General features: G+C 33.1%; 13 protein-coding genes. 10 read left to right on the forward strand and 3 right to left on the reverse strand.

Annotated features, from left to right (window positions below; genetic code table 11):
• Window positions 1-228: 228 nt before the first annotated feature.
• Window positions 229-1,119, forward strand: a complete 891-nt coding sequence (locus LNP04_RS17855; RefSeq protein WP_229984227.1) for an SMP-30/gluconolactonase/LRE family protein — start codon at window positions 229-231, stop codon at window positions 1,117-1,119.
• 64 nt (window positions 1,120-1,183) lie between these two features.
• Here the strand turns inward: LNP04_RS17855 and LNP04_RS17860 are convergent, their stop codons facing one another.
• Both LNP04_RS17860 and LNP04_RS17865 read right to left on the reverse strand, forming a co-directional pair.
• Window positions 1,184-2,491, reverse strand: coding sequence for a DEAD/DEAH box helicase (locus tag LNP04_RS17860; RefSeq protein WP_229984228.1), 1,308 nt, complete (start codon window positions 2,489-2,491; stop codon window positions 1,184-1,186).
• A gap of 122 nt (window positions 2,492-2,613) precedes the next feature.
• Complete coding sequence (locus LNP04_RS17865; protein WP_229984229.1) at window positions 2,614-3,195, reverse strand: hypothetical protein; 582 nt, start codon at window positions 3,193-3,195, stop codon at window positions 2,614-2,616.
• 243 nt (window positions 3,196-3,438) lie between these two features.
• On the opposite strand from LNP04_RS17865, the gene LNP04_RS17870 reads away from it, so the two are divergent.
• The 6 genes from LNP04_RS17870 to LNP04_RS17895 all read left to right on the forward strand — a co-directional run bounded on the left by LNP04_RS17870 (window position 3,439) and on the right by LNP04_RS17895 (window position 8,982).
• Complete coding sequence (locus LNP04_RS17870; RefSeq protein ID WP_229984230.1) at window positions 3,439-3,837, forward strand: PaaI family thioesterase; 399 nt, start codon at window positions 3,439-3,441, stop codon at window positions 3,835-3,837.
• 208 nt (window positions 3,838-4,045) lie between these two features.
• On the forward strand, window positions 4,046-4,390 hold the full coding sequence (locus tag LNP04_RS17875) for a phage holin family protein (RefSeq protein ID WP_229984231.1): 345 nt from the start codon (window positions 4,046-4,048) through the stop codon (window positions 4,388-4,390).
• Between the two features lie 486 nt (window positions 4,391-4,876).
• Complete coding sequence (locus LNP04_RS17880) at window positions 4,877-6,871, forward strand: S9 family peptidase (protein ID WP_229984232.1); 1,995 nt, start codon at window positions 4,877-4,879, stop codon at window positions 6,869-6,871.
• 179 nt (window positions 6,872-7,050) lie between these two features.
• Window positions 7,051-7,539, forward strand: a complete 489-nt coding sequence (locus LNP04_RS17885; RefSeq protein ID WP_229984233.1) for a DNA-deoxyinosine glycosylase — start codon at window positions 7,051-7,053, stop codon at window positions 7,537-7,539.
• Between the two features lie 54 nt (window positions 7,540-7,593).
• A complete protein-coding gene (locus LNP04_RS17890; protein WP_229984234.1) occupies window positions 7,594-8,268 on the forward strand; it encodes a hypothetical protein in 675 nt (224 codons plus the stop codon).
• A 36-nt stretch (window positions 8,269-8,304) separates the two neighbouring features.
• Window positions 8,305-8,982, forward strand: coding sequence for a hypothetical protein (locus LNP04_RS17895; RefSeq protein ID WP_229984235.1), 678 nt, complete (start codon window positions 8,305-8,307; stop codon window positions 8,980-8,982).
• A 54-nt stretch (window positions 8,983-9,036) separates the two neighbouring features.
• Here the strand turns inward: LNP04_RS17895 and LNP04_RS17900 are convergent, their stop codons facing one another.
• Window positions 9,037-9,729 carry an AIM24 family protein gene (locus tag LNP04_RS17900; RefSeq protein ID WP_229984236.1) on the reverse strand — a complete coding sequence of 231 codons (693 nt, stop codon included), beginning with the start codon at window positions 9,727-9,729 and terminating at the stop codon, window positions 9,037-9,039.
• A gap of 200 nt (window positions 9,730-9,929) precedes the next feature.
• On the opposite strand from LNP04_RS17900, the gene queA reads away from it, so the two are divergent.
• The 3 genes from queA (at window position 9,930) to rlmN (ending at window position 12,490) form a co-directional block, all read left to right on the forward strand.
• Window positions 9,930-10,979 carry a tRNA preQ1(34) S-adenosylmethionine ribosyltransferase-isomerase QueA gene (queA, locus tag LNP04_RS17905; protein WP_229984237.1) on the forward strand — a complete coding sequence of 350 codons (1,050 nt, stop codon included), beginning with the start codon at window positions 9,930-9,932 and terminating at the stop codon, window positions 10,977-10,979.
• A gap of 47 nt (window positions 10,980-11,026) precedes the next feature.
• Window positions 11,027-11,374 carry a four helix bundle protein gene (locus LNP04_RS17910; RefSeq protein WP_229984238.1) on the forward strand — a complete coding sequence of 116 codons (348 nt, stop codon included), beginning with the start codon at window positions 11,027-11,029 and terminating at the stop codon, window positions 11,372-11,374.
• An 81-nt stretch (window positions 11,375-11,455) separates the two neighbouring features.
• Window positions 11,456-12,490, forward strand: a complete 1,035-nt coding sequence (gene rlmN / locus LNP04_RS17915) for a 23S rRNA (adenine(2503)-C(2))-methyltransferase RlmN (protein WP_229984239.1) — start codon at window positions 11,456-11,458, stop codon at window positions 12,488-12,490.
• Window positions 12,491-12,696: the final 206 nt, after the last annotated feature.

Genomic DNA, 12,696 nt, shown 5'->3' on the forward strand with positions numbered 1-12,696 from the left:
ATTAAAAGGACTTTTTAGAATGTTATGAAATTATTTTTATGCTCCATTTTCTCTCAATAAAAGATGATACAAAGCTCCTGATAATAAGTTTTGATAAATAATATTAAATACTTACAGAATAGGACAAAAAGGACATTCTGGGTGTTTTGTTTAAATTAAATAATTGATAATTAAAAATTGTCAGACCTTTTTACAAATCGTAAATTGTCAGCTTTAAATTTTAAAAGAATGAAAAATATATTGAATGCAGGTCTTGTTGGTTTGGTTTTGGCATTTCTCAGTTGTAAATCAACAAATTATAATGCTATGCTTGAAAACACCGAACCAAAATTAATTTCAGATCAATTTACCTTTACAGAAGGTCCTGCAACCGACAAAATTGGAAATGTATATTTCACAGATCAGCCCAACGATAAAATTTATGTCTGGGACTGGAAAACCGATAAAATATCTTTATTTTTAGATAAAACGGGTCGAGCTAATGGAACTTATTTTGATGAAAACGATAATTTAATCACCTGTTCAGACAACGAAGGAGAAATCTGGAAAATTGGTAAAGATAAATCGATTGAGGTTTTATCTAAAGGTTTTGAGGGTAAAAGAATGAATGGTCCTAACGATCTTTGGCTCGATGGAATTGGCGGAATTTATTTCACAGATCCTTTATACAAAAGAGATTACTGGGAAAATTTTAAAGTAGAAATTCCTGAGAAAAATTTATATTACAGAAATAAAAACGGAAAAATTTCTAAGCTGGAAACTTTTGTACAACCCAATGGAATTATTGGAAGTATTAAATTGAAGAAAATCTATGTTTCAGATATCGATGCCGGAAAAACGTATGTCTATGATATTTTAGGTGAAGGAAAATTGTCTGAAAAGAAATTATTTTGCGAAATGGGCTCAGACGGAATGACGCTTGATGAAGAAGGAAATTTATATTTAACAGGCGACGGCGTGACAGTTTTCAACAATAAAGGAGAAAAAGTACATCACATTAAAATTCCTGAAGACTGGACGGGGAATGTGACTTTTGGAGGTGAAAAAAATAATATTTTATTTATCACGGCTTCAAAATCAGTCTATACTTTACCAACAAAAACGAGTGGATTGAAATAAATTGAAACAAAGGTTGAGGTTTAAAGTGAAAGAACTTTCAGTAAGCCTCAACCTTTGCTTTAAACTAATAAGCTACCTCCATTTTTACTTTCTTTCCTTTCAGTTTTTCGGAGCTCAGTTTTTTAAGCAAATCTCTCACTTTTGTTCTTGAGACAGCAACGTAAGAAGTGGTGTCTTTCACTTCAATCAGACCAAGATCTTCTTTCTGCAATTCTCCTTTTTTCAATAAGTATCCAACGATGTCTACTTTATTCACTTTATCTTTTTTTCCGGCACTGATGTAAATCGTCTGAAATGGCGGATTGGCAGGAACTTTAGAAAATTCCTTTACAGATTCTTCAGGCGTATCTTTTTTGATAAAAGGGAATTTTTCATCTTCTGTCATCACCAAATAAGCAATACCTTTGGCGTTCATTCTCGCAGTACGGCCGTTTCTGTGGATAAAAGCATCTTCAGTCGTCGGTAACTGATAATGAACAATTGATTCAACTTCAGGAACGTCTAAACCTCGTGCAGCCAAATCGGTTGTGATTAAAACTCTCGCCGTATCATTTCTGAATTTCAGCAAAGCACGCTCTCTTTCATCCTGTTCCATACCACCGTGGAAGGTTTCTCTGGCAATTCCTTTATCTAAAAGCAAATCTGCGATACGGTCAACGGTTTCTCTGTGATTACAGAAAATCAAGGTTCTTTTATTCCCTATTTTGCAAATCAGATGAAATAAAGTATTGAGTTTTTCCTCAGAAATCGTCATTACTTTTCTTAACTGAATGTCGGGTTTATTTTCGCCTAATTTTAAGAAATCGACTATTTTTTCATTTTTCAGACCAGTAAATTTCGGAATTTCATCCATAGAAGTTGCTGAAGTCAGGATTCTTTGAAAAAGGTTGTACATATTTTCGATAATGTATTCCATATCATCATGAAAACCTAATTCTAAAGCCTTATCAAATTCATCAAGTACCAGATTTTTGATTGTTTTTACATCAAGATTTTTATTTCTCATGTGATAGGCAATCCTTCCTGGAGTTCCAATTAAAACTGCAGGGGCTTCTTTAAGATTGTTTATTTCAATCTTTTTATCGTGGCCACCGTAGCACACCGTCACCTTAAAATCTGTTCCCATCGATTTGAAAACCTGCTCGATCTGCAAAGCTAATTCTCTTGCCGGAACTACAATTAAAGCCTGAATTCCTGTAGATTCTTTTTGCAGATTTCTTAGAACCGGAAACAGAAATGCCAATGTTTTCCCTGAACCGGTAGGCGAAAGTAAAACAACATCGGTATTGTTTTCCGTAGTTTTGTATGTAGATTTCTGCATCTGATTCATATCCTGAATCTGCAGTTTTTTATAAATAGATTCTAATTCCATTTTGCAAAGGTAAAGGATTTTGGAAATTGAACCTATTTTAAAAAGATCTTGACTTTATATTTATAGTAATATCGAAAAGCAGTAAGCGAAAAATTTTATTTCGAATTCAATCAATATTAAATTTAGTCGCTTGTCGGTAAGGTAATTTTTATAGGTTTAATATTTTTATAAGGTTCCTTTTCATGTGCAAATTGTAAATTATCAAAAACAATCGCAGATTTACCTTTGTTTATTTCTGTGTTCACGATTTTTTCCAAAATCTCAATTTCACTTGCAGAAACACCGTAATAGTCTAGAAGAATAGAATCATTTTTTTTAAAATGTGCTTTTATAGCAAGAGTCTTTTTATTATTAAAACTTAAATGCTCATACTTTTCATTTGGATTCAGTTTTAGTTCGTCAATAATCACTTCTGAATTCACTTTATCAATTTTCATTGTATTGATTAGATACCTATGGACTGTCAATGGATTGAGAAATGATGAAAAAAAGTTTTGTTGGTGGTTTTTTGCCCAAGGTAAATTAGTTTTTTGATTTTGGAATCGTTTGATTAATTCTATGGTCAAATCGAAACCTAAGGGTTTATTTTCATTGTTGAAATTAGGAATGTAAATTCTAATTAAACTCCCGCTTTTGAGTTCAAATTCAGGAATTTGAATTCCGTTAATTTCAAAATTTTCATTGTGAAAAGTACTCTTTTGCATTTTGCTATTCAACTTTTTTTAAATTTAAACGATTTAAAGATAATTAAATATTCATTGAGGTTGAGATATAAAAGTGAGTATAGTGGAATTCAAAATATTTTAAAGAAATTTGCATAACCATCAACCATCAACCATCAACCATCAACCATCAACCATCAACCATCAACCATCAACCATCAACCATCAACCATCAACCATCAACCATCAACCATCAATTCCATGACTCCCGAGAAAAGAAAACTCATGACCGACAGTTTTAACCGTTCAGAAACGTTGAAATTCTACAATGCCCAACTTCTTGAAGTAGAAACCGATTTCGTCTCCATTAAAATTCCAAAAATGGAAATGATGACCAGAACTGCCGGAATGTTCAACGGAGCAATGATTGCTTCGTTGGTAGATGTTTCTTCGGGTTATGCCGCTGTCAGTCATTACGAACAAGACTGTTATGTGGTAACGGTTGAATTAAAAGTAAACTATCTGCGTCCTGCGATTGGCGATGCGTTAGTTTCAAAAGCGTATGTCGTGAAAGGCGGAGCTAAAATAAGCGTAATTCGCACAGAAATTTATACGGTGAATGAAGACCATTCCTCAGAAAGCCATGTCGCAACTTCTTTGGTCACGATGATGAAGATCAAGTAAAATTAAAGCAGACTTTTGAAATAAATCTTGTCAAGACTGTCAAAAATAAATCTTTAACAAATTTTTCAAAACATTTTTCTTTACCCCAACCCTAAAGGGTGGAAAAATATCTTGAAAAATTTCATCAAAATTACTCCCTTTAGGGTTGGGGTGATTAATTTTGATGAAAATTTTGGCAGACTGAAAATTAAATTTAAAAATAAAAAATATGAACATTATTATCCGACTTTTCATTACAGCAATCGTAGCCTTCGTGCTTACAAAAGTGCTTTCAGGCGTGCAATTCGACGGTTTCACCGGAGCCGTTATTTTTGCCATCGTTTTAGGAATTTTAAATCTTATTTTAAAACCGATTTTAAGCCTTTTTGGGCTTCCGTTGACGATTATTACTTTAGGTTTATTTGCTTTGGTTATTAATGCAATAATTATTTTGGTGGCAGATTATTTTATAGATTCCATGAATGTTGATGGTTTTTGGTGGGCTTTTATTTTCAGTATTTTGCTGTCCATCATTACTTCAATTGCCAACTCGATGTTTGCAGATAAGGATTAAATTAGGAATTGTTTTTAATTAATTATAGTCGTCAGTTTTTCAACTGACGATTTTTTTGTGATATTTCCAATCAATTATTTTTTTTGCATATCCGTTGTTTATCATAGTTCTTAATTTAACGCAAGGTAAAACAAGGAATTTTTAAATAATACTCGTTTTTAGGTTATACAAAGGCGTTAACTTAACAAAGAAATGCAAGGCATTTTCAATTATTACAGATTGCGACAATCGTATTTTTTTAATCTTATATAAGCGTTAGCGGGTTTGTGAAACAAAACACAATTTGTTTAAATAAAATTTTGTGGCCTCTGTGTTCAAAACTCCACTGCATAACTGAATTAAACGGCTGCAAAAAATTTGTATTAAACTAAACTCATAATTTTCTCGCTCAATTTTATTTTAAATATTAACTTTGGCAACCTTAGATTTAACAAGAACTTTTCAAATCTTAAATCAGATTTTTTAAGTTTGATAAAATATAATTATATGAAATTGAAATACAGTCTGCTCGCTCTGGCAGCTCCGTTTATAATGAATGCACAACAAGTAATGACTCCCGAAATTCTCTGGACTTTAAAGAAAGTCGGAGTTCAGGCGGTTTCACCTGACCAGTCTTCACTTATTTATAAAGTGGGACAAGTTGATTTAAAGACTGAAAAAACTAAAAACGAAAACTATTTCCTGAATGTTTTAAACAATCAATCTTCTAAAATTGATTTAGGTAAAAAAGCATTAATTCAGTGGGATAAAAACGGATTGTACGCTCAGGAAGGCGACAAAATTTTCCTTTCAAAAGACAGCGGAAAAACCTGGACAGAATTTTACACAATCGGTGAGGTTGATAACATTGTAATTTCTCCGGACGGAAAGAAAATAGCTTTCAGCAAGCAGGTTTTGGTTGAAAAACTAATGGGGAAAGATAAATACGCAGATACTCCTAAAACAACAGCTCAGGTTTATACAGATTTGAATCACAGACATTGGGATTATTTCAATGAAGGAAAATATAATCATGTTTTTGTGGTTGATGTTTCTGCAAACGTAGATTCTGCAAAAGATTTATTGGAAGGAAAAACATGGGATTCTCCACAAAGACCTTTCGGCGGAGCTGAAGATTTCGTTTTCAGCCCAGATTCTACGCAGCTTTTGTATGTTACAAAACCTAAAAGCGGAAAAGAATATTCTACAAGTACAAACACCGATATTTTCGCCTACGATTTAGCATCAGGAACAACTAAAAATTTAACTGAAACGAATAAAGGCTACGATGTAAATCCTAAATTCAGTCCGGACGGAAAATCTTTGCTTTGGCAAAGTATGGAAAGAGATGGCTACGAAGCTGATAAAAACGAAATCAAAATGATGGACTGGAAATCAGGGAAGTTATCAAACCTTACGAAAGCTTGGGACGAAAGTGTTTCCGGCGATGTTTTCTGGAGTGGAGATTCTAAAGCAATTTATTTTACAGCAGCTTACAGAGGGACAAAACAGTTGTTTTCTTTAGACACAAAATCTTCAAAAGTTCAGCAGATTACCAAAGGTGATTTTGATATAAATGAAATTTTTGCAGATCAAAAAAGTTCACTTTTAGTTTCAAAAACAGATATCAATCACGCATCAGAAATATTCTCTGTAAATCTTAAAAACGGTGAACTGCAACAAGTTACTGAAGCCAATAAAGATACTTACGCAAAATTAGCACAAGGAAAATCTGAATTGAAGATGGTGAAAACCACAGACGGAAAAGAAATGGGAGTTTGGTTTCATTATCCGCCCAACTTCGATCCTAATAAAAAATATCCGACTTTAGTGTATTGTCAGGGCGGTCCGCAATCTGCTTTAACCCAATTTTTCAGCACAAGATGGAATTTTGCTTTAATGGCAGCCAACGGATACATCGTAGTCGCACCAAACAGAAGAGGAATGCCGGGTTGGGGAACCAAATGGAACGAAGAAATCTCAAGAGATTGGGGCGGACAACCGATAAGAGATTATCTGTCTGCCACGGACTATGCTAAAACTTTGCCTTATGTAGACGGTGATAGAGTAGCGGCAGTTGGTGCAAGTTATGGTGGTTACAGCGTATTTATGCTAGCTGGAGTTCACAACAACAGATTCAAAACATTCATCGCCCACGATGGTTTATTTGATATGAAATCTTGGTATTTAACAACCGAAGAACTTTGGTTTGCGAATTGGGATTTAGGTTCTCCGTGGGAAAAACCACTTCCGAAAGCTTATACAGAATTTAACCCAAGCAATTTTGTTGACAAATGGAATAAACCGATCATGATTTTTCAAGGTGGAATTGATTTCAGAGTAGGGTATGAGCAAGGTCAGGAAGCTTTTCAGGCAGCAAAACTGAAAGGTTTAAAATCAAAATTAGTCTATTTCCCGAACGAAAACCACTGGGTTCTTCATCCACAAAACGGATTGGTTTGGCAGAGAGAATTTTTTGATTGGTTGAAAGAAACTTTGTAATTATAATTGCACGAGAATTCCCCTCCTTTGGAGGGGTGGCGAAAATTCAAAGAATTTTTGACGGGGTGGTCAAAACATTTTCAAGAATTATTAGATTATAAAAAAATCAATAAGAGCGGACTTTAGTCCGCTTTTGTTTTCAAACCATTGGCTTCAGCCAAAGTTTATATATTTGAATCATGCAAAACCGCATCTCATCATTTCCACCAATTATCAATGATACTTCTAAAATCATAATTTTAGGATCAATCCCAGGTGTGAAATCTTTAGAAAAGCAACAATATTATGGTCATCCGCAGAATAAATTCTGGAGGATTATTTTTGACTTATTTAATGAAGAATTTACGGAAGATTATGCTGAAAGAATTGCTATATTAAAGAAAAATCATGTTGCACTTTGGGATGTTATTGATTCTTGCGAACGGAAAGGTAGTTTAGATTCTGAGATTAAAAATGAAGAAGCTAACCAAATCTCTGAACTTTTAGAGCAATACCCAAACATCCAAGCAATCTTTTGCAACGGTGGAAAGTCTCACAAAAATTTGCAGAAATTATTAGGCGAAAATTTTAGAATTCCTATCTATTTGTTGCCTTCGACAAGTCCACTTCACACTATTTCTTTTGAACGAAAATTTGAAGATTGGAAAAAGATTTTAGAATATATATAAATTTAGTATTTTATTTAAAAAAGATATATTTGCATTTCGCAAATGTTCTCAAAAATGAAAAAAAATCTTTCCGTATTATTCTTTTTAATATCAATATTTAGCTTCTCACAGGAAATATCTTTTGATTATTTGATAGAGAAGATAAGTGTTTCAAGAGAGAAATATAGAAGTTTTAAATTTTTTAATTCTAAAACAAAACAGTTTCTTTCTGTAAGTAAACATAACCAGAAATTTATTGGATCGCTAAATGATATGGATGAAAAACTCTTACACTATTTTTATATATATGAAAAAGATGGCAAATATACTGCAGTTTACAGTGACTCATATCCTAATGATTCAACAATAAACAAAAATGATGTGGATAGTAAATCTGCTAATCATGATGATATAGAAATATATAAAGTTGACGATTTAAACTATAAAGTCAATTTGTTTAGTAAAAACAAATCAAAAAAAAGTAGAATCAGTGTAGATGTTATTTTAGAAAAATCTGAGTTTAATTTTTTAGAAATTTTTATTGATTCGCTAGAAAGGGTTTCTATATCAACAATGTTAGAAAAGGAAGTAAATAAAGATGGATGCTGTTACAGAACAGTCAAGTATGATGTTACTTATAGAAAAAACAATGTAGTTTCCAATACTAATACTATGAAAAAAGTCGATTTGAAATTGACAATACCAGATAAGTTAAATATAAAATCTCTTCAGTCTTCAACAAGTCGATAATCTTAAAGATACATTTTTTAGCTAAACATTTTTGCAATGAGAAACTTTTTTTTAATATTACTATGTTTTGTATCAACACTTGTATTATCTCAAGAATATCATTTTGATTATTTTGTAAAGGAAAAATCAGTTCATTTGAAGTCGGTAAAAAGTGAGTGGTTTAACGATTGGTTTTACAATTCAACATCTGATACTAAAATTTATTTAGAGAATTATAATAATAAAACTATTGCCATATTATATTCAGAAGATAAAAAACTAAAACATATTTTCAAAGTAAATAAACTTAAAGAACAAATCAATTTCGTTTATAAACATTCCAGGAGATTAAATGAAAGTGATATTCCCACAACACCTTACAAAGGAAAAGAAGTCTTTGAGATTAAAAAACTTGATTCTTTGAAATATAGTTTTGCTGTTTTCAAGGATTCAAAACGGAAAAAGAAAGAAATTGACGCAGTTATAAATTTAGATATTGGAGAGTTTGAATATATTGATTTTAGAATAGATCATATAATTACACGAGAAGCTGAAAAACACTTGAAAAATTTGCTTAATCAGAATCAAAAATATATAGTTAGAAGTGTTGATTATAAATACAATTCTAAATATAATAGAATTAATTCTTTTGAATCTATTCAAAAAGTTAACTTGACTGTAGAAGTACCTGAAATTTTAAAAGAACCTAACCATTGGTCAGATTTTGAAGACTAAAAAAAATGTCAACCGAACTTGGTTGACATTTTTCAATAATATATCATTGTAATTTTACTTCGCCACCACATAAATCTCCTCATATGGCTGTATCAAAACCCATCCATTTCCTGAAAACTTCATCTGAAATTCTTCACCACTGCCTCTTCCAATCAAACTTTTAAAAGAAACATTGGTTTTAAGTTCCGGACTTAAATTTCCAGACCATGCAACCGTGGCATTTGGATCAGTAAAAACCGGAGCATCAGGTGTTACCATCAATGTTAAAGGCTCACCATGAGTAGTAATGGCAATGTGACCAGTTCCTGAAAGTTTTACTTGGAAAAGTCCTCCAGACATCATTCCGGCAATGCTTTTTAACATCGTGATGTCGCTTTTAACGCTTTGTTCGTGCGCTAGAACATCATTTCCGTTCACGAAAAGAGTTTCGTTGTTCAAATATAAGATTCTAACCTTTTTTCCTGAATCGGCAACATATAATTTTCCAGTTCCCTCTGCTTTCATCAGTTTTGCACCTTCTCCGCTGATTGCTTTTTTCAACATATTTCCCAATCCGCCGGAAAGCATTCCTTGTCTTTCAAAGTTGACATTTCCAACGTAGCCAACCATACTCCCAGTTTTTGTCCAGACCGCTTGATTGTTTAGGTTAATTTCTAAAAGTGCAGGTTTTTCCAATTCGAAATAATCTCTTTCAAGAGGATTTTCTTTGGTTTCTTTTACGAATTCTTCTAAAGAATATTTGCTCATAAGTGTAATTTTAATTCCGTCTAAAATACTGTTTTTTCTTGTAATAATTAAACAAAATAAAAAAATGTAGTACTTTAAAATCCCTGCCAGCACCGATAGTGAAATAAAGACTTGACAAAGGGGTATCGAATGTTGTATATTTGCAGTCCGAAAAATTACATCCGTAATTTTTGTATAATTTTTAAACCGTAATTTAAAAAATGAAGACATCCGATTTTAATTTTGATCTCCCTGAAGAATTATTGGCAGAGCATCCGTCTGAACATAGAGACGAGTCTAGGTTGATGGTTCTTGATAGAAAAAATCAAACTATAGAGCACAAAACATTTAAAGACGTTGTAGATTATTTTGATGAAAAAGATTTATTCATCTTCAACAACACTAAAGTTTTCCCGGCACGTCTTTACGGAAATAAAGAAAAAACAGGAGCTAAAATCGAAGTTTTCTTGTTGAGAGAGCTTGATAAAGAAACCCGTGTTTGGGATGTTTTGGTAGATCCTGCAAGAAAAATCAGAATTGGTAACAAATTATTTTTCACCGAAGATGAATCTTTAGTTGCTGAGGTAATTGATAATACAACCTCTAGAGGTAGAACATTGAGATTTTTATTCGACGGTTCTTACGAAGAATTTCGTAAAAAATTGAACGAGCTAGGAGAAACTCCTCTTCCGAAATATATCAAAAGAGATGTTGAACCGGAAGATGCTGAAAGATACCAGACGATTTATGCTAAAGTAGAAGGAGCTGTAGCGGCGCCAACTGCAGGTCTGCATTTCTCAAGACATTTGATGAAAAGATTGGAAATCAAAGGAATCGATTTTGCTGAAGTAACCCTTCACGTAGGATTAGGAACTTTCAACCCGATTGAAGTAGAAGATCTTTCTAAGCATAAAATGGAATCTGAAGAAATCATCATCGATGAGAAAAATGCTGAAATCATCAACAAGGCCGTACAGGAAAACAGAAGAGTATGTGCAGTAGGAACAACTACGATGAGAGCGATTGAAACTTCAGTTTCTTCAAACAGAAAAATCTCAGCGTTCAATGGCTGGACAAATAAATTTATTTACCCGCCTCACGATTTTGGAGTTGCCAATACGATGATTACTAATTTCCACACGCCAAAATCTACATTGATGATGATGATTGCAGCGTTTGCAGGAAAAGATTTTTTAATGCAGGCATACGAAGAAGCGGTAAGAGAAAAGTATAAATTCTATTCTTACGGTGACGCAATGCTTATTATATAATATAAAGTAAAAAGAGCCAAGTAAAAAGGAAAAAGTAAGGAAGTGTAATGAAACAGAATGATTTGCTATTAAGAACGTTTGACTTTGGTGTTAATTGTCTTAAATTTTTAAGAAAACTTCCAAATGATTCTGAAAGTAAATTAATAAGATTTCAATTAGGAAAATCAGCAACTTCAATTGGTGCAAATTATGAAGAGTCCCAAGCAGGATCTTCAAAAGCAGATTTTAGAAATAAAGTTAAAATTGCATTACGTGAAGCCAGAGAAGCCAATTTTTGGTTACGAATCTTAGAAAAATTGGACGCTTATGATTCTGAAGAGTTTAAAAATTTGTTGAAAGAAAGTAACGAATTAAAAAATATTCTCGCAACGATTGTAAACAACACTAAAATATAATTACATAAAACCTTTATTCCTTTCGTTTTTATTTGGCTCTTTAAACTTTTTACATTTACCTTTTACCTTGGCTCTTTAATCATGAAAGATATCAGAACTCTATCACTCGACCAGCTCAAAGATTACTTTGGTACTATTGGTGAAAAACCTTTTCGTGCTAAGCAGGTCTATGACTGGATCTGGAGTAAAAATCTTCATTCATTCGAAGAGATGACGAATCTTTCAAAAGACCTGAGAGAGCATCTTATCCGTGATTTTATCATGAATCCGGCAGCAGTAGATCAATTTCAAAAATCTACAGACGGAACGATAAAAAATGGGGTGAAGCTTCATGACGGTCTTATGGTAGAATCTGTTCTTATTCCTACAGAAACTAGAACTACAGCGTGTGTTTCGTCACAGGTAGGTTGTTCGTTAAACTGTGAATTTTGTGCTACAGCAAAACTCAAAAGAATGAGGAATCTTGAAGTGGCAGAGATCGTAGATCAGGTTGCTTTAATTGACAGACAAAGTAAAGAATATTATAACCGTCCGCTGACCAACATTGTTTTTATGGGAATGGGTGAGCCGATGATGAACTACAAAAATGTAGTTGAAGCCATCAGAAAAATCACTCAACCTGAAGGTTTAGGAATGTCACCAAGAAGAATTACTGTTTCTACATCAGGAATTCCAAAAATGATTAAAATGCTGGCTGATGACGAGTTAAAAGTAAAGCTCGCCTTATCATTACATTCTGCGGTTGAACAAACCCGTAATGAGATTATGCCGTTTTCAGATAAATTTCCTTTAACGGATATTATGGAGGCGCTTCAACATTGGTACAAAAAAACAGGCTCTGTGATTACGTTTGAGTATTGTGTCTGGAAAGGTATTAATGACAAAGATGAAGACATCAAAGCTTTAATTAAATATTGCCGACAGGTACCTTCTAAAGTTAATTTAATTCAGTACAATCCGATTGGTGAAGGGAAATTTGACCATAGAAGTATTGCTGCCGAAGAAAAGTACGTTCGTGAACTTGAAAAAGCTGGAATTACAGTAATGGTCAGAAAAAGTCGTGGCGGTGACATTGATGCCGCTTGCGGACAGTTGGCGAATAAAAACGCTGAATAATTTCTTTTCAATTTTCTCTTTCTAAACAAATTACGAGTCACAAAGTGGCGATTTAACAAAGCATAGGCTAAAACCCTATGAACTAATTTTACGATGCGCTTAACGCCTCACCAAAAACAAAGATTTCCAATTCCACAATTTCAAAACCACGAAGTGGTTCAATTTGCATAGTCGTAGGTGAAACCTACGGACATCAGATCGCATAT

The sequence above is a fragment of the Chryseobacterium sp. C-71 genome (assembly GCF_020911865.1).
Taxonomy (GTDB): domain Bacteria; phylum Bacteroidota; class Bacteroidia; order Flavobacteriales; family Weeksellaceae; genus Chryseobacterium.